Below are 20,609 nucleotides of genomic sequence, written 5' to 3'. Positions count from 1 at the left end.
CTGTTCTGGGGTGGTGGCCGACATCAGCCCTGCTCGCTCCTGTCGAGAACCGGCTGGAACTGTTCGGTGGCCTTCTTCAGCTCCGCGGCTGGATCGGCGCCGGCAATCATGTTGGTCAACGCCACGCCATAAATGTCGCGGAATTCCGTGACGGGGATGATGACCGGCAGTGCCAGCCGACTGATATTGCCCGAGCCGACCACGGCATCAAGCCAGCTTGCCGGCATGGTGACGCCTTCACGCACCTTGGGATCCTCCAGCACGGATTTGCGGAACGGAACGCCGGCCCCGGCCTGCAACAGCCGTGCACCCATGGTTGGCGATACCGCCCACTGGCAGAACAGATAGGCAGCCTCCTTCTTCTCGCTGGCGGCGGTAACGCCAATCCCGTCGCCGAAGGTGCCCGAGGCATGCGCCTTGGGACCCTTGGGCATCACGCCGTAACCGACCTTGCCGACCACCCTCGATTTTTCCGGATTTTCCATCGGCGGGGCAAAGCCCACGCCGTCGAGCCACATGCCGATCTTGCCCTGCAGGAAGGCCGACTGTGCTTCGGCCCAGTTGAACCCGGTAACGCCCGGAGGGGCGGACTTGGTCATCAATCTTTGATAGAGCGCGGCCGCCTCGATCGCCTCGGGAGCCTCGGTGCGCAGCTTGCCCTTGTCATCTAGCGGCGTCATGTCGTAGCCGAGCATCAGCGACGTCCACACCGGCGTGTTTGCGTTCTTGAGCCCGCGGGCGACGAAGCCGTATGTATTGGTCGAGGGGTCGGTCAGCGCTTCGGCGGCTGCCACCAGTTGCTCGAAGGTCTCTGGGTATTTGAGGCCCTTGGCCTCGAACAGCTCCTTGTTCCAATACAGGATCCAGTAGTCCACCGAGAACGGTAGCGAGCGCAGCACGCCCTGGCCGTCCTTGGCAAACAGCATGCCGGCTTCGGCGAAGTCGCTTTCGACCAGCGCCGGGTCGGTGAGCGACGGATCGGCGAGATAGCCGGCGATGTCGGCCAGCCAGCCACCCTTCTCGAACTGGCGCTTCTGCACGTGGTAGCTCAGATGCACGACGTCGAAGCTCGGCTTGCCCGAGCTCAACTCGATCACCGTCTTCTGGCGCTGCTGCTGCTCGGGCGTTGCCTCGGCATTGACCTTGATGCCGGTCAGTTCCTCGAACTCGGCGAGATATTTCAGGATGGTGTCGCTGCGCGGGCTTTTCACCAGATTGACGTCAAGCGTCGTCCCGGCAAAGCGTTTCCAGTCAACGCCTGCGGCAAAGCCGGGGCGAAGCCCCACAAGGCCGGCAGCGGTTAGCGCCGCGGTTCCGGCAAGGAGTTGCCTCCTGGTTGGGTTGAACAGATTGGACGACATTTCTTCCTCCCGGTTGCTGTCGTTGTGGATGCGCCGCGAACCGCGGCGCGGCTATATTTCCTCAGATCTGGAGCGCCAGCCGGCGCGCATTGTCGATATGCAGACTGATCGCTTCAACCGCTTTTTGCGGATTGCGGCTCTCCATGGCTTCGATGACCGCCAAATGTTCGCGCATCACCGGCACCACACGACCGTCGATGCGGAAACGCTCCTGGTGGATCAGCCGGATTTTCACCGAGTTGACCAGATAGGCCTTGGCGATAATCTCGTTGCCGAGCGCATTGATGAAGGTGTCGTGCATCGCCCAGTCGATGTTCTGGGCCTTGGCTTCCATTTCCGGCGTCGGCGCCTGCCCGAGAGCTTGAGCCAGCATCTCTTCATGTTCGCGCCGCATGCGGGCAAGTTCGGCATCAGAAGCGCTGGTCGTGAATAGCGCCACTGCCTCGCGTTCCATGAACAACCGAAACTGAAACGCCTCGCGGATCAGATTGATATCGATATGCGCGATCTGCATGCCGCGCTGCGGGATGGTGGTCAGCAATCCCTCGGCCTCGAGGCGCGGGACGATCTCACGAATGGCACCCAGCGGCAGCCCGGTGAAAGCGACCAGTTCGCGCTGTGACACGAACTGCCCCGGCCGCAGATCGCGGGCCAGCAAATGCCGCGTGAAGCTGGCATAGGCCTTCTCCCGGAGAGTGATCGGTTCGCTGCCGTCTTCCACTTCAGCTCGCTTCCTTGTCGGTCAGCCCGGCCTTGTCGGTCAGGCCGCCTCTGTCGCAAACAGCCTGTCGTAGGCAGCGGCAAGCTGCCGCTGTCCCTGCGGATCGATCGCCTCTAGGGGCGGGCGGACCGCCAGCCAGCGCTCGTCGCCGGTCTTGCGCGCGACCATGACCTTCACCGCCGGCGTGACCGGGTATTTGAGCAATTCGAGCACGAAGTCTTCGACGCGTGGGTCGTCGCCCCCGTTTTCGACCATTGCCCGGATTTCGCCGGTAACAAAATTAGCCATGCCGGAAATCGCGCCCTGTCCGCCACGGCGCACGCTTCTCGCCAGATGCCGTTCGTCGCCGATGAGGATCACCAGATCGCCGTGCGCCTCAAGCAGCGCCTCACTGTAGCTCCAGTCCCCGCCGGAATCCTTCACCCCGGCCACCACAGCGGGAAAAGCGGCGCGCAGCCGGCCGATCAGCCCAAGCGGGAGCGGCACCATGGTGACTGAGGGGATGTTATAGAGCAGCACGTCGCGCGCCAGCGGACCGAGTGCGGTGAAGACGGCGGAAAACCATCCGAACAGCCCGTCCTCGCCGACATTCTTGAAGTAGCTCGGCGGAGCGAGCAGAATGTTGCGAACGCCGCGCTGCAAAGCGTGCCGGGCCTGATCGGCGGCATCTTCGGCTGCATCGACCAGCACTCCGGCGACGAGCTGATGTGGCGGAATACCGGCCGCCAGCATGGCCTCGGTGACGATCCGTCGCTCGTCGGTGCCGACCGAGGCTCCTTCGCCGGTGGTGCCGAACAGCGTCGCGCTGCTGCAGCCGGCGCCAAGGCAGGCTCGGGCATGCGCGATCATCGGCGCGAGCGCTATCTGCCCCGACGGGTCGAAGGGTGTGGTCAGGGCAACCGAAAGACCAAAGCGGGAAGCCAATGCGATCTCCGTTGAAATCCATGTGGACGTAGCGTTAGCACGCTAACATGTCAGATGTAAACGGGTGATCTTGCCAACTCGGCATCGCCGAACGGCGCTGCCGCGGCAGCGCCATCGCCGATCATTTTCCGCCGCTCGAACATCACATATGCAGCTGTCCCCGAGCCTCTGCGGGATTGGCTGGACGAGGCAGCCTAAGCTCGGTCAAGTGGCGACGAGGTGGCCGTCGCCAACATCTTCGAGCTTGAGTTTCCGGGGCTCGTCACCGATGCGTCGCACAGCGCTTGGAATTTCGCTGTCCAAACGGGCGAACCTGGCGCGGCGCCGGCCTGGATCGGGAACCGGAACGGCTTCGATCAGCCGCTTTGTGTAAGGATGGCGCGGGTTGGAGAAGATCTGGTCGCGGGTGCCCATCTCGACGATCTGCCCCAGATACATTACCGCCACGCGATCGGAGATGTTCTCGACCACCGCCATGTCGTGCGAGATGAAGAGATATGCGACGCCGAATTCGCGCTGCAGCTCCTTCAGCAATCTTAGCACGCGCGCCTGCACCGACACGTCGAGAGCAGAGACGCTCTCGTCGGCAATGATCAGCTTTGGTCGCAGCGCCAGCGCCCGTGCAATGCAGATTCGCTGGCGCTGCCCGCCGGAGAATTCGTGGGGATAGCGCTCCATCTGGTCAGCGGAGAGGCCGACGCGTTCGAACAGGGCGGCGATCTGGGCATGCCGTTGCTCTCTGTCGCCGAGGCCGTGGATCAGCAGAGGCTCGGCGACGAGATCGCCGACCCGCATGCGCGGGTCGAGGGACGCGAAGGGATCCTGAAAGATCATCTGCACATTGCGGCGGACAGCCTTGCGCTCCTTGCGGCTGAGCGCCGACAGGTCGTGGCCGCCGATTGAAATGCTGCCGGTGAAAGGCACTAGTCCGGCGATCGCCTTGGCCGTCGTCGACTTGCCGCAGCCCGATTCGCCGACCAGCGACAGGGTTTCGTGCGGCGCGATCGAGAAACTCACGCCTTCGACCGCGTGCACCCTGCGGTCAACGCGGCCGAAGAAGCCGCCGTGCAGGTCGAAGCGGACGTGAAGATCGCTGACAGATACAAGCTCGGCCGGCATGTTGGCGGCATCTTGTCGGCCTTCGGCCGTCCGTCCGCCGCCGATACGCGGCACGGCGGCCAGAAGCTCGCGTGTATAGTCGGCCTGCGGGCGATTGAAGATGTCAGCCGCCCTGCCCTGCTCGATCATCCGGCCATCGCGCATGATGATGACGCGGTCCGCCATCTCGGCGACGACGCCCATGTCGTGCGTGATCAGGATGACGCTGGTGCCGTGCTCGCGCTGGAGGTCGCGCAGCAGCTCCAGCACCTCGCCCTGAACCGTAACATCGAGGGCGGTCGTCGGCTCATCGGCGATCAGCACGTCCGGGTTCAGGGCCAGAGCCATGGCAATCATCACGCGCTGGCGCATGCCGCCTGACAGTTCGTGCGGATAGTGCTCGAGCCGCCGTTCGGCATCCGGAATTCGGACTGCCTTCAGCGCCTCGAGCGCCCTCAGCCGCGAGTTGGAGCGCGACAGCGAGGTGTGTGCCTCGATCGCCTCCGTGAGCTGCCGCCCAATGGACAGAACCGGATTGAGCGATGTCATCGGTTCCTGAAAGATCATGGCAATACGGTCGCCGCGGATGCGGCGCATGCCGCTCTCGCTGAGAGCCGCGAGATCCTGATTGCCGAGCCGGATGGAGCCTGATCCGATGCGTGCCGCCGGCTGCGGCAGCAAGCCCATGATGGCCAGCGCCGTCATCGACTTGCCGGAACCGGACTCGCCGGCGATGCAAAGCGTTTCGCCGCGCATCAGGCCGAATGTCAGGTCGGAAACGACGTCGCGCTCGCCCTCCTCGCCGCGCACGGCGACGCTCAGACCTGAGACGCTGAGTACCGGTCTGACAGAGCCACTCTCCGCGGCGGCCTGCCCGGATCGTTTGATGTCCTCCACCTTCATTCAAAGACGCAGCGGGGGAAGTAGAACGAAACCACCCAGTTGGGCATGTCGACGATCTCGCTGATGCGCAGGTCACCGCAAACCGAGACGAGCATATAGGCATCTACCGGATCCATGCCGTAGCGGCCGGAGAGCAGGTCGATCATCTGGGAAACGGCGCTCCTGGCGCCGTCCATCAGATCCGGCCCGATACCGGTTGTCACCTCGTAGCCCTTGGCGTCGAGATGCCGCGACACCGGACCGGGCGTTGTGAAACGCGGCGTCCGCAGCCGTGCATCCTTGACCAGATCGAGCGTCAGCACGGCGTTCATGGGGCTCTCGATCGCCGTGCCGCAGACCTCGCCATCGCCTTGCGCGGCGTGCGTGTCGCCGACCGAGAACAACGCGCCCGCGACCTCCACAGGGAGGTAGAGAACCGTGCCGGCGGCGAGATCACGGATGTCCAGATTGCCGCCCACGCGCCGCGGCGGGACCACCGAATGCAGACCCGGCTCAGCCGGGGCATTGCCGATGGTGCCGGCGAAGGGCTTGAGCGGCACCCGGCCGCTCTTGCCGAACAGCGCCGGTTCGAGCGAGGCGGCGTCGTACTTCCAGATATTCAGTGCCGGTTGAGAGAAGTCATCCGCCAACAGACCGAATCCCGGGATGTTCGCCGTCCAGCCGAAGCCTGACGGCTTGAACGCCTCGATGGTGATTTTCAGGGCATCGCCCGGTTCTGCCCCGTCGACATAGATTGGCCCAGTGACCGGGTTCACCTTGGCAAAGTCGAGCAAAGCAACGTCGTCGACGGTGCTCTCCATCGTCAGCTGCCCGCCGGACGAGTCCAGGCACTGGAACTCGATCGTCGACCCTGGCGCCACCCGTTCGGTCGGGACAAAGGAATTGTCCCAGCCGAAATGATGGTGGCGCCCGTGGATGGTGTAGTCGCAGTTATTGCACATCGGTCACATACACATTGTCGTAGTTGATCGGGATGTGGACCGGGTCGACATAGAGGTTGTCGGCGCCACCCATGCGGGTTGATTTCATGGTGAACCGCTGCTCGTTGAAGACCGGTGCCCAGGGCGCGTCTTCCATGATCTTGCCGTAGATCTCGCTCCACATCTTGGCGCGGTCGCCAGCCTTGGCCGGGTCGACGATGGAGTCGGCTTCGGCCGCCTTGGCGTCGAGCTCCTTGTTGCAATACCACGACCAGTTCCAGCCGCCCGGGACGGCACCAGCGCAGCCGAGGATCGGGCCGTAGAAGTTCGACGGATCGGGGAAGTCGGCGATCCAGGCCATGCCGCCGGACCAGATCATCGGCGCACCGGCCTTGTCGCCGCCGGCGGCGATGACGTTGGCCTGCGCGAGCGATTGGATGCCGGCCTTGATGCCGACCGCCGCCAGATCCTGCTGAATGGCCTGCGCGATGCGCGGGTTGGGATCGGTGTTCATGGCAAACAGCTGCGTGTCAAATCCGTCGGGATGCCCGGCCTCGGCAAGCAAGGCCTTGGCCTTGGCCACGTCATAGGGATAGCCCTTGAATGCCTTGTCATAGCCGGGCATCGACGGCGGCAACGGCTGATTGGCCGGCACCGCACGGTTGTTGATCAGCTGGACGATGCGGTCCTTGTTGATCGCCATGTTGACCGCCTGCCGCACCTTCACGTTGTCGAAGGGCGCCATGGTGGTATTCATGGTGATATAGCCGGTGTGCAACTGGCCGCCCTCGACGACACGGGCCTTCTGCTCGGGATCGGCCATCACCTCCTGGAATTTCGCCGGCGGAATGCCGTCGCCGGGAACGTCGATCTCGCCTTTCTGGAGCCGCAGCAGCGCCACGATCGGCTCCTGGCCGATCTCAAAGGTGATCTTGTCGAGATGCGGCAGACCCTTGTGCCAGTAATCCGGGTTGCGCTCGAAGACCACGCGCTGGCCGAGCGTCCATTCGGCGAGCTTGAAGGCGCCGGTTCCGACCGGATGTTTGCCGAAGTCCGCACCGTATTTTTCGACTTCTTCCTTCGGCACGACATGCGAGAAGTTGATCGCCATGACATGCAGGAAGGTGGCGTCGGGCCGGGTCAGCTCGAACTTGATCGTGTAGGGATCGACGACGGTTATGCCCGCCAGGCTTTCCGCCTTGCCGGCAGCGACGTCGTCATAGCCTTTGATCGAGCCGAAGAAGCCGGCGCCCGGGCTCTGTGTCTTTGGATTGGTGACCCGATCGAGCGAATATTTCACGTCGTCGGCGGTCATCTCGCGGCCATTGTGGAACTTCACTCCGTGGCGCAGCTTGAAGGTGAAGGTCTTGCCGTCGGGCGCAATCTCGTAGCTCTCGGCAAGGTCGGGCCGCAGGTTGGTGGTGCCCGGCTCGTAGTCCATCAGCCCGTCGAACAGGCTCTTGATCATCGACCAGTTCTGCCAGTCATAGCCGATGGCCGGATCGAGCGTGGCGACGTCGTCCTTGTAGGTGATGGTGATCGCGCCGCCCTGCTTGGCATTCGGATCGACGGCGTCTTCGGCGCGTACGCTTGTCATGCCAAGCACCAGCGCAAGCGCCGATGCCGCCACGGTCGATATCAGATATTTTCTCATGTCATGTTCCCTTTCTCTGGTTTTCTTGGTTTTCATCTGAGCTTGATGCGTGGATCGATGAACGGTGCGACAGTGTCGGCCAGGAGATTGCCGAGCACGATGGCAAAGGCCGAAACCAGGGTGACCCCCATGATGATCGGAATATCGATGCGCTGAATGGCCTGCCAGGCTAGCTGGCCGATGCCTGGCCAGCCGAACACGCTTTCGACAACCACGATGCCGCCCATGAAGATGCCGATGTCGATGCCGATCATGGCGATGACCGGCAGGATGGCGTTGGGCAGCGCGTGCCGGAAGATAATGGCGCTGCGTGTAAGACCCTTGGCACGCGCGGTACGCACGTAATCCTGGCGCAGCACGTCGATCATCGACGAGCGCATCATGCGGGCGTACCAGCCGGCACCGAGAATTCCCATGGTCAGCGATGGCAGCACCAGATGACGCCAGGTGCCGTAACCGCCGATCGGGAACCAGCCGAGCCGCACCGCGAACACATAAAGCAGCAGCAGGCCGACGACGAATTGCGGCGCCGAGACGCCGACGAAGGAGGCGACCATCAGCGACTGGTCAGTGGCGGTGCCACGCTTGACGGCGGCGATGAGGCCCATCGTCAGCCCGATCACGACTTCGCAGGCAATTGCGCCGAGCATCAGCAGCAGGCTTGCCGGCAGCCGCGAGACGATAAGCTCCGTGACCTCCGAGCGCTGGATGTAGGAGCGCCCCAGATCGCCGCTGAGCAGACTGATCAGATAGTGCCAGTACTGGACGACGAAGGGCTGATCGAGGCCGAGCTGCCGGCGGATGTTTTCGACCGTCTCGGGCGTGGCGCTGCGGCCGGCGATCTGGCGGACGGGATCGGCGGGCAGCAGATAGAGCAACGCAAAGGTGATCAGGGAGACGCCGAGCAAGATGAGCACGGACTGGACAACGCGGCGGCCGAGATAGGCGATCATGCCCGCCCCCTTTGCGTCGGATCGAGGATGTCGCGCAGCGCATCGCCGACCAGGTTAAAGGCTAGCGCCAGCGCCAGGATCGCCGCACCCGGAAAGAAAACCAGCCAGGGCGCTGCCTGAAAATAGGTTTGGTTTTCGAAGATGATGTTGCCCCAGGAAGCAGTCGGCGGTTGCACGCCGATGCCGAGATAGCTGAGCGTCGCTTCAAGAAGCACCGTCGTCGAGATGCCGAGCGTGCCCCAGACGATGATCGTCGGCAAAAGGTGCGGCAGGATATGACGAAACAGGATGCGCGGGGCGCTTGCGCCGATGGTGCGCTCGGCATCGATGAACTCGCGCTCGGAGAGCGAACTTGTCTCGGTGTAGATGACGCGGGCGGTCTGCACCCAGTTCACCAATGCGATCACCATGGCGACGATCCATAGGCTCGGCTGGAGCACCGCCGCCAGGCAGATGGCGAGCAGCAGCGCCGGGAAAGCCATCATCAAATCGGTGAAACGCATAAGCGCGCTGCCGATCCAGCCGCGGAAATAGCCGGCCGTGATGCCGACCAACGTGCCGATCAGAAGCGCCACGCCATTGGCGACGATGCCGATGATCAGCGACGTGCGCGCGCCGAAAAGGAGACGGGTCAGCAGGTCGCGGCCAAGCAGGTCGGTGCCCAGCCAGAATTGGGCCCCCGGCGGCAGTGGTGCGCCTTCAAGCGTGAGCCCGTCGAACATCTGCTCGTTTGGATCGTAGCCTGTCAGCCACGGTGCAAGAATGGCGCCGGCCAAGACAACGGCAATAATCCCGAGGCCGAGTAAAGCGAGAGGCCGTTTTAGCAGACGTCGCCAGACGCCGGCGCGAGGCTTGGCTGGCATACGCCCGGCGGCCGAAAGCTCAGGCGCGATCGGATTGGTCATCGTCGCCTTCTTCTTGTGTCATCGCCACGATCCTGCGCGCGGCTTCCTCGACACTGATTTGCCAGCTCATCGCCAGCGAGCGGAGCTGCGCATAGGCACGGCCGTCCTCGGCGCCCTTCGACAAGACCTCCACCGCGCGTACGATGGTCTGGCGCTCCGCGACCCGCTGACGAAGCGAGGCAATCTCGCTGGCCAGAAGCTTGCGCGCCTCGAAACTCTGCCTTGCGATCAAAAGCGCGCTATAGACGCCGGCATTGCCGACCGGTTTCAGCAACTGCGCATCGGCCTTGTGCGACAATGCCCATTCGACGCGCCCCGGCGCCTCGGAGCCGATCAGTGCTATTAGCGGCATCGGTGCCTCGCCCGGCTTCCACGGAAATTGTTCGTCAAAGCCGAGATCGACGTCGAAGAAGACGAAGTCCGCCGCCAAGGCTTCGGCCGGCAGTTCCGGCCAAAAGCCAATCGCCTCAAGGCCGATGGCCGACAATTGCCTTGTGATCGCCTGCACGGTCGGATGTGGACGATGCAGGACAAAAGCCCTAGCGCCTCCAAGGTTCGGGATACGCGCCATCTTGCTCACGACACCACCCGCAGGCGTGGCCGCCCGAACGTCTCCGTCCGGTCATAGCGGGAAAGGTAGGGATCGGGTGCCACGCCCTTCGTCAGCGTGACCGTTTTGAACGATGTTCCATCGATACGTCCGATTAGCACCGGCAAGGTAGCATGCTGGGTTTGCGGGTCGATGGCGATGTCGCCCAGTGGCGTTCGAAATGACGTTTCGGTAAAGACCTTGGGAAGGTCCGTCCATTGTGCACCGGGGTTGCGGGTGAGGATCTCGGCGAGCATGCGCACCGAGGCATAAGCCGCCGCCTCGAACGATGAGGCCGGCATGACGGAAGGCACTGGAGCCGCACGGCGATCCGCCCCCGAGATGTCGTGAAAATAGGGCCCAACGGAAAGGTGGCCATCGCCTGCCCCGTTGAGCGCCGGCAATTCGCATTCCGTGAGATTGCAGGACAGGATCGGGCAACGCTCCGGCCTGAAATGCGGGTCGCGCCGGCCAAGCTCCGCATACGCAGCGATGAAGGCATAAGAAGAAGGGCCGATGAGATTATTCAGAATGAAATCAGGTCTCGTCGCCTGTATCTCCGCGATCAGCCGCGCAACATCGACCTCGCCGAGCGGCAGATAGCGTTCGCCCAGCACCTTGCCGCCAGCGTCCGCAATCAGGTCGCGCGCCACGCGGTTGGTCTCCCAACCCCAGATGTAGTTGGAACCGAGCAGGAAGCCGTCGGCGGCGAAACGAGGCACGACATAGGCAAGCAGCGGTACGAGATGCTGATTGGGGCAGGCGTGTGTGTAGACGACATGCTCGTTGGCTTCGAAGCCCTCGTACGGGCAGGCGTACCACAGCGTGCCGCCTGCCCTCTCCAGGATTGGAATGACCTCCTTGCGGCTCCACGAGGTGACGCAGCCAATGATGTGACGCGCGCCGCTGTTGGCGAGAATGTCCGCGCAGCCGCTTGCATAGCGATCGATGTTGCCCTGCGGGTCGCGCTCGATCGGGATGAATTCGAATGGGATAGCGGGATCGGCGTTGACGTCGGCCATGGCGTTCATCGCACCCGCACGGCAGGATTCGGACACCAGCTGGTAGTTGCCGGACCGCGAATAGAGAATGCCGATCTCGATATGCCGTTTCAAGCAATGCCTCAAAATGACAATGCCCCGCAGCCACCGCCGCCAGGCGAGAGCATACGAGGCATTCTTGCCGCCCGGCGGTCAGAGCCGGTATTTGTCCTCACCGTATTACGCCCGCGCTCCCAGTCAAGAGCCGCCACGCGAAACTTTGGCCAGCCGAAACGGTTCGGCGCGGAGCACGCAACTCATGCCGCTGGTCGTGTAGAGTCCGCCAGGAACCAAAATTGCTGATGTCCAGGATGGGGCCGGACAAACCCGGTTCGCTACCATTCAAAGCAACGACTTTAATATCGGTTTACCTGAATCTGCTAGCAGCAATGACGCCGGTTTTTCGTCGGTCAAGCAAAGGGTTCCACCTTGCCGCAGCAATTCAGCACTCCGTTCTGTCACCGGGGCGATCGCAACTGGCCGAGGTTGCACGGCTTCATGGGCGTCGAGTTGGAACGCGCGCCCGATGTTCTCGTGCCTCGCGTCGCCTTGGCCCGAAAGCTCGGTGGATGGGACTTTGGTGGCGGGAGCCGGGCTTGAGCGTCATTCGCGCCTTGCAAGGCGCCGACCTCCCGGCAGTTGCGAACATGTTTCAGCGCGTGCTGTTGAAGGAGAGGACCGAAGCGCCGGCCTCTCTCGTGGAATACATGAAACGGTTTTATCTGGATGCGCCCGGTTGCGCAGACAACCTCCGGTCGCTTGTCCATGTCAACGACGCCGGTCGCGTCTCCGGATTTGTCGGCGTCCACGTCCTGCCGATGACGTTCAACGGCCGACAACTACGCGCGGCCATCTGTAGCTCGCTCATGGTCGAGGACCATGAGCACGACCCGCTGGCCGGCGCCCGCTTGCTGAAAGCTTACCTGGATGGTCCGCAGGACATCTCCTTCAGCGAGACGGCCAACGATATTTCCGTGAAATTGTGGACCCGGCTGCGCGGCGTGGTCCTGCCGCAATACAGCCTTGACTGGGTCCGCGTGATGCGCCCCGCGGCCTTCATGCTCAGCCTTTCCGCCAATCGCATGGCGCTTGCGCGAATGCTCAATCCGCTGGCGCGTACAGTCGACCGATTTTACTGCAGAAGGATGACGTCCAGCGAACGACGCTGGTCGGGTGTGGCGGTGGACGGGGCAGGCCACGGAGCATTTCGTACATCCGAAATCGACAGCCACGCATTTGCCAGGCTCATCGAACCGTTTACCGCTCAATTCGCCCTGCGCCCGGAATGGACGGAAGACCAACTCGACCACATCCTGACCGATGCGGCACAAAAACCGGATCTGGGCGAGCTTGTCTACGTTTGTGTGACGTCGCCAGTCGGCACCAATGTCGGCGCTTTCGCCTATTACGCACGAAAGTATGAAATTGGTCGCGTGCTGCAAATCTTCGCCCTCCCCGGCCAGGCGGGCCCGGTGATTGACTGCCTGATCGATCACGCCGCCACGCGCGGCGTCAGCGGCCTGCGCGGACGCATTCAACCTGCACTTCTGGAGGCGATGCTTGGACGACGCATTGCTTTCCTGACCGTTGCCTCAACGGTGGTACATTCACGTGATCCAGAGCTTTTGGACGCGATGAAGAACTCGCAAGTCTTTCTGAACGGGCTTGCGGGCGAGCAGTGGAGCCGGCTGATCGGTAGCCGCTTCAGCTGAGGCGGGATGCGTTCAAGTTCAATCCCGATCTATCTATTTGTTTTAGCCGCGTTCCACTTGGCTGCAAAATGCTTGGGTCAAAACCCAATCACTCTGAACGACCGAGTTCGACCCTTTGCCGTCATCCAGTTGGGAGCGTCGCATGACGCGATCTGACCCTTGTCCGACATTCGGGCTCTCATGCAGCAGGTACACAGACCCGAAAGCTGTCTTTCAAGGGCGGCGGCAATGGCATCAACCTGCGACCTGCTGTAAGCTTGGAAAGCGGGTAACAATCCGCGAAGGATTGAGGGATGGAACGTCATCTCGCAGCCGTCCTGATTGCCGATGTCGTCGGCTATGGCCGCTTGAGCCAGATCGACGACGAGGGTACGCGTGCGCTTTTCCGAACCGACCTGAACGAAGTATTCGAGCCAAGGATCGCTGCGCACCATGGTCGCCTGGTGAAAACCATGGGAGATGGGATGCTGGTCGAGTTCCACAGTGTGGTCGACGCCCTACGCTGCGCGGTCGAAATCCAGCAACGGAAGGCGGAGGTGAACGTTCTCACGCAGCCAGAACGGCGGCTTGATTTCCGCATCGGCATCAATCTGGGCGATGTTATGGTTGAGGGTGACGACATCCACGGCGATGCGGTGAACATCGCCGATCGGCTGCAAGGGCTGGCGGAACCTGGAGGAATCGCGATTTCCGCCACCGCCTGCGACCATGTGAGGGGAAAGGTGCCGATCGGCTTTGCCTCACTCGGCGTGCAGAAAATGAAAAGTATCGCCGAACCTGTTCGCGTGTACCGTGTCTTGATCGACCCCGCTACTGCGGGCAAGATCGTCGGTGCCAAACCAGGCCTTTCTGCCGGCGACAACAGTAAGCCGCCGGTAATTGCGGTTTTGCCGTTCGAAAACCTGAGCGCCGACGACGGCTGGAGGCGGCTGGCAGACGGCCTGTCGGCCGACATGGTCGGCGACCTAGCGCGCTATCCCGACCTTGCGGTCATTTCGCGCCAGACCATGCAGTCCTATCGGGGACGGGCGAGCGACACACGCTCGGTTGGACGGGAACTGAACGCCGATTACCTGCTGGAAGGCACCCTCCAGGCGATCGGACAGCGTGTCCGCGTCGCGGTGCAGCTGGTCGACACCCGGACCGGAGCCAACCTTTGGTCGGCGCGGTTCGACGAGTCGACCGATGATTTTTTTCTCATGCAGGACAGCATCACACAGAACGTCATCAATGCCCTGGCAGGCACTTTCGGCAAGCTCGCCAATCTCGGGCGTGAGGTGGCTCGGCGGAAGCCTCCCTCGAGCCTGGGTGCTTACGACTGCTATCTACTCGGGGTGGAACTGCACGACAGATTCACGACCGATGCGAGGGCAGAAGCCATACGCATGCTGTCCCGCGCCGTGGAACTCGACCCCGGCTTCGCGCGGGCCTGGATGACGTTGGGATTGGCACATGCGGTCGATGCCTTCAATGCCTTCACGCCAGATTCAGCCGCTTCGGTCGAGCGCTGGCGAGAATGCGTGGAAAAGGCTCTGGCGCTCGACCCTACCGATCCGATGACGCGCCTTTACATGGGCGCTCTCCGCGCCATTGGCGGCGATATCAGCGGGGCCGCAGAGGAATACGACCGGGTGCTGGCCCTGGCACCCAATGACGCCGATGTGCTGTCGATGCTTGCCTCAAGCCGAGCTCTCGTGTGTGGAAATCCGGAAGAAGGCTGTGCTCTTGCCGAACGGGCGCTTCGCCTCAATCCGCAGGCTCCGAGTTGGTACTACGCGCAGCTCGCCCGGGCGCGGTTCGTCGCCGGTCGCTATGCCGACAGTCTGTCGTCGCTGCGCCAAAGTCCGCCGGATATTCCCGTCACTCTGATGTTCCGTGCCCTGTGTCACGCGCTGCTCGAAGAGCCGGCGCAGGCGCAGTCGATCGCCAGGCGGATTGCCGTCGAGTTTCCAAGGTTCACCGTCGAGAACTTCATCCGAACCTATCCCGTCACCAATCCTCTGGCCCTCGCTGCGATTAAGGAAGGGGCTCGTCGCGCAGGTATAGCGTAGAGCCGAAAACGGTGCCGAGCTGAGGAGGGGGACGCGCTTCCTGGATATGCCACTTGGTAAGCCGGGCCCCGCTTCCGGCACAGGCTGAAGGTCTGCTTCGTAGCGCTAACTCGGCGCTGGCGTGACCCCTGCTAAGCTTCCGCTCCTGGCGCGTCCCTGGTTCAAACACCTGAGCCGCAGAACGCCAGAAACGAGCGTCGAAAGGCTGGCTGGGGTGGTGGAGAGCGGAAATTCCGATCCGTCCCTTCAACGGGAAAACGCGCCACACAAGCGGAGGTTTGCGCGCACTGCAATGAACGCTGGATGTCAACCAAGGCCAGCTTCAAGCCGAATAGACTTGGAAGCAAGACGCCAGTAAAGTTTGACCAATGGGTGCAAGGAAGGCGCCCTTGCATATGGCCAACGAATCCATCCGACGCCGGCTTGCTGCCATTTTGGCCGCTGACGTGGTCGGCTACAGCCGGCTCATGGAGCGCGACGAAACGGCTACGCACACGCAGCTCATGGCGCGGTGGAAGGATGTGCTGGAGCCGCTTGTCAAACGCCATCAGGGCCGTGTCTTCAAGCGGACCGGCGACGGCGTGTTCGTCGAGTTCGGCAGCGCCGTCAACGCCGTCGAATGCGCCACCGCCCTTCAGCAGGCCATGGCCGCCGCCAACGAAAACGTGCCGCCGGACCGCGTCATCGTGCTTCGCGTCGGCGTCAACCTCGGCGACGTGATGGTCGACGACAGCGATCTCTACGGCGACGGGGTCAATGTGGCCGCCCGCCTCGAGACGCTCGCCGATCTTGGGGGCGTGGCGATTTCGGATGGCGTTCGCGAACATCTGCACGGCCGCATCGGGGTCGATTTCGTCGACAGCGGCCATCACGAGGTCAAGAACATCGAGCGCCCGGTGCATATCTGGACCTGGTCGCCGAACCGCGCGGACGGTGCCGTCAAGGCTGCCGTCGAAGCCCAGCCGCGGCTTCCGGCAAAGCCGTCGATAGCCGTCCTGCCCTTCGACAACATGTCCGGCGACCCGGAGCAGGGCTATTTCGCCGACGGCATCACGGAGGACATCATCACCGATCTCTCAAAGGTCTCGGGCCTTTTCGTGATCGCCCGGAATTCCTCTTTCGCCTACAAGGGCAAGGCGCCGGATATCCGCAAGGTGACTCGGGGGCGGGGATCAGGTGTGCCCGGTGCACGGATCGTGGAAAATCATATGCGCGTCGGCGGCGTCGGGTCTACCAACCGGCAGCCCTAGAGAAATACATTGCCCCATTTCGCCGCCTGTTTCCTCTTAGGACCCCTGCCCATCCAATTGCCGGGCGCGTAGGTAACGCGGCTACTTCACCACTCCGAAATCACATGACACGCAGCCGCCGTCTGCACCCGGACCATTGCGCAGCCAGGTCAAACTTAGGTCCCCATGATCGAGCGAGGCTGAGGGGCGCACCTCAATTCGGGCCGCGGGTCAGTCGCTCGATCCGTCCAACACGGAAGCAAGCGAACCTCAAATGCAGTCTGTCTCACAACACTGCGCTGGCTATAGCCAAGTTCATTTCATCAGTCTCGTTGCAGAATTCGTTGTCAATAAGGCACTTGCGCCAGCAAGATAAATTGAGCCATTGCCGTTCATCTCGATCCGGTTGACCACAAAGATGCGAGGCTTACTGTCGGTCGACAATGCACCGCCACCTGTAAGAAAAAGCTTTTGTGACGGCAGATAGACTATACCGCCTAGATCTGTATCGCCACCGCCAATGAGCGTGGAGGTTCTCTCCACGCCTTGGGGTTTTTGAGCTAGCGCGATCCCCATCCACGGGCCGCTGGTCGGCGCCGTCAGGCGTAGCTTGGCGCCGGCCTGCATTGTGGTGGTGGCCTGATCGTCGAGTAGAACGATGGTGGTACCGTCAGCTGCATCGAGAACGGCGCCGGAGGAGAGCGAAAGCCCTCCCGTCCTGATAACATACGTTCCCGCGGCAAGATTGACCACCGCTCCGACCGATAGAGTGAGCCCTCCACAAAAAGTGCCGGGAACGAGATTTGCGGTGGCGTTTTTGATCACCAGGTTATTGTAGGTGCAGACATTGTCTGTTGGCCAGACCAGTCGGGAGATAATGGGATCTGCCAGCTCTTTCTGATTGAAAACCGGTTGAGGGTTGAAGCCGGCAGACGGCCCGGAGGGGCCGACGACTGACGTCACCAATGTCCTGATGGACGATGAGCCATTCGTGGCTAGCGCAGACCCCGATCTTGAATTCACCTGCGCAACGCATTTCTGGCCATTTATCGACGAAGACCCCGAATTCGACCATGCGTTCGAGGCGGACCGATCTAACACGAGAAGACAGACTGGGTATCGCGGATAGGCAATCGCGGTTGCGCTTCGGCTAATATCAAGTTTATCGACGCCAAGGATTGCCGAGAAGGCCAATTCCTGCGGTTGGTGCAATACAACCGTCACGATTGTGGGATTGGTTGATCCAACCGTGTGGTGGGCGTCACCACTATAGGGACTTCGCGTGGCCACAAAGGTTGGGCTGGCGAAAGTATCAACGTTCTCCTGACGCTGTTCCGACGTCATATCGCTGCTGTTCGCGCTTGCCACGGCCAACTGAAGGGCCGTGGAGTCGGCTCCCTCCTGCAACTGTTGGGCAGTTCGGCTCACGCGCGCAAAGTCTATCGCCACTCCGACGCCCAAAAGCACGACTGGCAAGACCAACGCAAACACCACGGCGAGGTTGCCGCGTTCTGAACGCCAAAATCGTTTGGTCACCCGCATGGAAGCCCCCTTCATTTAGCTGGGACTAACCTAGAGGCAGCATATTGAGGGTCCGTTTCGCGAGCCGGTAAAGTTGTCTCGATCGCAAATCAGCTTGCGGGGAGCAGCTGAATCAGCGTCTCAAATTCACCACGATGACGCCGCCGAGCGCCAGTGCGCCGCCGTCTGGCGCCGGTCTGGCGATCGTCAAGGCCGGCAATGTCGAGCGCATTGTTAAAGCTGCCCGGAGTCTTTCGTGCCGGTCGCATCTGGATTGATGGCGATTTCGCCCTCAAAGCAAGCGCTCTGTGGATGGCCACACATCGAGCCGTTTTTCGCGGTGTGATCCTGCGGTGCGGGGATGACGGGCAGCCGTGCAGGCAGGAGTTGGCCAACCACGCTAGCCACTAAGCCGCTAATGCTCAGCCGAGCGTTGGCTGATCTCCTGCCTCCACGATCTTGTCGAGAACTGCTTCGGGCGCCACATCGCGCTTCAGTTCCTTCAATTCCTCGTCTGCTTCCGTCTGGATGTCTAAACGCTTGGCAATCTCCTCGACCATCTTGATCAGCTTGGTCGTCTCGTGTTCGTTGAGCAGGCTAACCTGGAGATCGAGATCAGCCCGCGCGTCATCTTCAGCGGCCATTCGGTTCTGGTTGATAAGCACAAAGGTGGAGAGAAATATTGCCTCCACGGACGCGAGCATGGCCAAGATGACTAAAGAAGGATCCCAAGCCTGAACGGTCGGAGCGATACCAGTGTTAAAGGCGATCCAGCCGCCAAAGAAAACGAGATGGATGTAGACGAAGATCATGCTGCCGGCAAATCTGCTGATTGCGGCGGCGGCCCTTTCCTCAAGAGAAGCTGCTTTCGCCTCTCGCCTTCTACGCTCGACGAGAGCGTCAATGTTGCGGGCCAACGCCGGAGCTAGCCCTTCCGCGGCCGGCGCAGTCGGAGTGCCGCGAGCCATATCGTTCGAGGTGAAGCTGGGGTGCATAGGTCGCTCCTAATCTTTACACCTAACAATGCATTTTGAATTTTGCTCCATGACCCCAAGGCGACGGCTAGATCGCATGTATCGACAGGTACTTTTTCGCGGGAGGTAGAGTCGAACGCGTAAAGGCGGGCCTGACCTGATGCGTTATGATTGGCCCATTGGAGAAACTGGGCGCCGCATCCAAGCACCGATCGCCTGCATGAAGGTGTAGGGCCGGAGATTGCCCGCGTGGCATTTCTCAGCGCCGCCAAGGAAGCGAAAATCTTGAACGCCTGACATCTCCCGAATGCACGTTGCCATCCTGGGCTGTGTTCGCGTGTCGGCGCGCCGATGCCTGGCGTCGTCTCGGCGCTCTCGGTCGCATTCGCGCGCCGGTCCGCCGGTGCACGTACACCACAATGAGGACGAGGTAATCCATGTGATCGAAGGAGAATACGAATTCTGGCTCGATGGTCAGTTCATGGTAGTGCCTGCGGGCACGTCGATCTTCTTACCCCGCGGCGTGCCACACACGTTCCGCGTCGTGAGTGCCGGGCCAGGGCGCAACCTCACGATCCTAACACCTGGCGGGCTGGAGGAATTCTTCGTCGAGGCGGCCGCTCGCGAATTGCGCACTCCTGATTAAATAACGGAAGTGGCGGAACTTGCAGGCTGCTATGGGATCGAGTTCCGTGCACCGGCCAAGTGGGCCGACTAAGTTCGAAGTTCCTACAAGAAGCCGCATGGCGAGGTGGCGCGGTGTTCCAGCACATCGCCTCGTCATGGCGGTTCTGAACGGGCGCCCCGATGTTCCGTGGGAATTGGAATCGGTTGTCATAATCGTCTCAATATGTTTGAGCGACTAACGTCGGCGTTGGGCAGGAAAGAATGCGCAGCTTCGACCTCCAACGCCGTGCCGGCAAGGTCTGCTTTCCAAAAGCTGTGTCCACCGCCGAAATTAGGCGAAAGCGGCAATAGATGTGCCGGGCGCGGGGTCGGGACGGTTCAATTCACAGCCGCTGATCTTGACGCCGTCCGACCTTATGCGAAGCTGATATGGTCATTCGATCTGGGGGCAGTGAATGTCGTCATCGCATTATACGCATGGATCAAGTGAAGCCGAGCAGCAACGGCTGACGGCTTTAAACAAGCGTCTTAATCAACGATGTCTCGACGCTGCACAGCTGGTTGTTGGCGAGCGGGTGGTCGATTTCGGTGCTGGGTTAGGGCAGTTTTCGAGAATGATGGCGCGGGCCACCGGTGTTCCGGTTTTGGCTTTGGAGCGAAGCCCGGAGCAGATAGCGGAGGCGCTACGACAGGCCGACGCCGATGGGGATTTGGCATTTCTGGAGATGAGGCGGGGTGACGTGCTTGCTCCACTTCTTACCGACAACGAGCCGACAACGAGCTTGGACAGTTCGACGTTGCTCATGCGCGGTTCGTTCTCGAGCACCTACCTGACCCGTTGCTGCTTGTTCGCAACATGGCCGGCGCAGTGCGACCGGGCGGACGGGTGATATTGTCAGATGACGACTATGATGGGCTGCGGCTCTGGCCCGAGCCACCGGGATTTGCCTCACTATGGCATGCCTATCAGCGAACCTACGACCGACACGGCAATGATCCAATCATCGGACGTCGCCTTGTTCAATTGTTGCATCAGGCCGACTTGCGTCCACGACGTATCACATTTGTCTTTTTTGGCGCATGCGCCGGCGAGCCTGACTTTGAGGCAGTTGTCCGGAACATTGCGAGCATCATCGATGAAGCGATGGACGATATCGTCGCTATCGGATTGCCTCGCCAATCCGTCACTGCGACGCTCGACGCCCTGATTGATTGGAGCAAGGAGCCGGACTCGGCCGTCTGGTTTGGAATGTCTTGGGCTGAAGCCGTTCGACCGGGCTAGTCGATGGGCTCTTGTGGTTCGTTTTGCCGTAACCAAGAGGTAGATTTCTGAACAGCGCGTCGTCATGGTCCGGTAGCGCTCGCTGCCATTGCGGCGGTAGTCCTTGACGCGGAATGTGACGCCCGCCTCGTCGAGCGCGATCAAC

The 20,609-nt window shown here is 61.7% G+C and carries 16 protein-coding genes and 2 pseudogenes; 6 read left to right on the top strand and 12 right to left on the bottom strand.

Annotated elements, in window-relative coordinates:
• Positions 1–23 precede the first annotated feature (23 nt).
• From NKI58_RS18215 to NKI58_RS18170, 10 genes are all read right to left on the bottom strand, one after another.
• Positions 24–1,361: an extracellular solute-binding protein gene (locus NKI58_RS18215; RefSeq protein WP_023674177.1), complete on the bottom strand. Its 1,338-nt coding sequence runs from the start codon at positions 1,359–1,361 to the stop codon at positions 24–26.
• Between the two features lie 61 nt (positions 1,362–1,422).
• Positions 1,423–2,082, bottom strand: coding sequence for a GntR family transcriptional regulator (locus NKI58_RS18210; RefSeq protein WP_023674176.1), 660 nt, complete (start codon positions 2,080–2,082; stop codon positions 1,423–1,425).
• Positions 2,083–2,121: 39 nt separating this feature from the next.
• Positions 2,122–3,006 (bottom strand): dihydrodipicolinate synthase family protein, encoded by an 885-nt coding sequence (locus tag NKI58_RS18205; RefSeq protein ID WP_352592460.1) that lies wholly within the window; start codon positions 3,004–3,006, stop codon positions 2,122–2,124.
• Between the two features lie 204 nt (positions 3,007–3,210).
• Positions 3,211–5,007 (bottom strand): ABC transporter ATP-binding protein, encoded by a 1,797-nt coding sequence (locus NKI58_RS18200; protein ID WP_352592458.1) that lies wholly within the window; start codon positions 5,005–5,007, stop codon positions 3,211–3,213.
• Complete coding sequence (locus NKI58_RS18195) at positions 5,004–5,948, bottom strand: acetamidase/formamidase family protein (protein ID WP_352592455.1); 945 nt, start codon at positions 5,946–5,948, stop codon at positions 5,004–5,006. The genes NKI58_RS18200 and NKI58_RS18195 overlap by 4 nt, the downstream gene beginning before the upstream one ends.
• Positions 5,938–7,581, bottom strand: a complete 1,644-nt coding sequence (locus NKI58_RS18190; protein WP_352622875.1) for an ABC transporter substrate-binding protein — start codon at positions 7,579–7,581, stop codon at positions 5,938–5,940. The genes NKI58_RS18195 and NKI58_RS18190 overlap by 11 nt, the downstream gene beginning before the upstream one ends.
• 32 nt (positions 7,582–7,613) lie before the next feature.
• The gene (locus NKI58_RS18185; protein WP_352592449.1) at positions 7,614–8,534 is read right to left on the bottom strand and encodes an ABC transporter permease; all 921 of its coding nucleotides are present in this window, start codon (positions 8,532–8,534) and stop codon (positions 7,614–7,616) included.
• Positions 8,531–9,397 (bottom strand): ABC transporter permease, encoded by an 867-nt coding sequence (locus NKI58_RS18180; RefSeq protein WP_198023515.1) that lies wholly within the window; start codon positions 9,395–9,397, stop codon positions 8,531–8,533. The genes NKI58_RS18185 and NKI58_RS18180 overlap by 4 nt, the downstream gene beginning before the upstream one ends.
• A gap of 19 nt (positions 9,398–9,416) precedes the next feature.
• Positions 9,417–10,019 (bottom strand): ANTAR domain-containing response regulator, encoded by a 603-nt coding sequence (locus NKI58_RS18175; RefSeq protein WP_352455770.1) that lies wholly within the window; start codon positions 10,017–10,019, stop codon positions 9,417–9,419.
• Positions 10,016–11,143 (bottom strand): transporter substrate-binding protein, encoded by a 1,128-nt coding sequence (locus tag NKI58_RS18170; RefSeq protein WP_352592444.1) that lies wholly within the window; start codon positions 11,141–11,143, stop codon positions 10,016–10,018. The genes NKI58_RS18175 and NKI58_RS18170 overlap by 4 nt, the downstream gene beginning before the upstream one ends.
• A gap of 521 nt (positions 11,144–11,664) precedes the next feature.
• Between NKI58_RS18170 and NKI58_RS18165 the strand changes: the two genes are divergently transcribed.
• The 3 genes and pseudogenes from NKI58_RS18165 to NKI58_RS18155 all read left to right on the top strand — a co-directional run.
• Positions 11,665–12,780 (top strand): hypothetical protein, encoded by a 1,116-nt coding sequence (locus NKI58_RS18165; RefSeq protein WP_352592441.1) that lies wholly within the window; start codon positions 11,665–11,667, stop codon positions 12,778–12,780.
• Positions 12,781–13,073: 293 nt separating this feature from the next.
• A complete protein-coding gene (locus NKI58_RS18160) occupies positions 13,074–14,831 on the top strand; it encodes an adenylate/guanylate cyclase domain-containing protein (RefSeq protein ID WP_352786832.1) in 1,758 nt (585 codons plus the stop codon).
• 395 nt (positions 14,832–15,226) lie between these two features.
• Positions 15,227–16,003 (top strand): annotated as a pseudogene (locus tag NKI58_RS18155) (adenylate/guanylate cyclase domain-containing protein); the annotation flags it as partial.
• Positions 16,004–16,375: 372 nt separating this feature from the next.
• Here NKI58_RS18155 and NKI58_RS18150 read toward each other — a convergent pair.
• Positions 16,376–17,602, bottom strand: a complete 1,227-nt coding sequence (locus tag NKI58_RS18150; protein WP_352786831.1) for a pilus assembly protein TadG-related protein — start codon at positions 17,600–17,602, stop codon at positions 16,376–16,378.
• Between the two features lie 401 nt (positions 17,603–18,003).
• Positions 18,004–18,576, bottom strand: coding sequence for a DUF1003 domain-containing protein (locus NKI58_RS18145; RefSeq protein WP_352643567.1), 573 nt, complete (start codon positions 18,574–18,576; stop codon positions 18,004–18,006).
• 286 nt (positions 18,577–18,862) lie between these two features.
• Here NKI58_RS18145 and NKI58_RS18140 point away from each other — a divergent pair, with 286 nt between their 5' ends.
• The 3 genes and pseudogenes from NKI58_RS18140 to NKI58_RS18130 form a co-directional block, all read left to right on the top strand.
• Complete coding sequence (locus NKI58_RS18140) at positions 18,863–19,201, top strand: cupin domain-containing protein (protein ID WP_352625708.1); 339 nt, start codon at positions 18,863–18,865, stop codon at positions 19,199–19,201.
• Between the two features lie 436 nt (positions 19,202–19,637).
• A complete protein-coding gene (locus NKI58_RS18135) occupies positions 19,638–20,072 on the top strand; it encodes an SAM-dependent methyltransferase (RefSeq protein ID WP_352625709.1) in 435 nt (144 codons plus the stop codon).
• Positions 20,000–20,464, top strand: a pseudogene (locus NKI58_RS18130) (hypothetical protein); the annotation flags it as partial. The gene NKI58_RS18135 and the pseudogene NKI58_RS18130, both read left to right, overlap by 73 nt.
• Positions 20,465–20,609 lie beyond the last annotated feature (145 nt).

This window comes from Mesorhizobium sp. M0522, assembly GCF_040321085.1.
Classification (GTDB): domain Bacteria; phylum Pseudomonadota; class Alphaproteobacteria; order Rhizobiales; family Rhizobiaceae; genus Mesorhizobium.
Note: the sequence above shows the minus strand (reverse complement) of the source record. Positions and strands in the feature narration are given on the sequence as shown.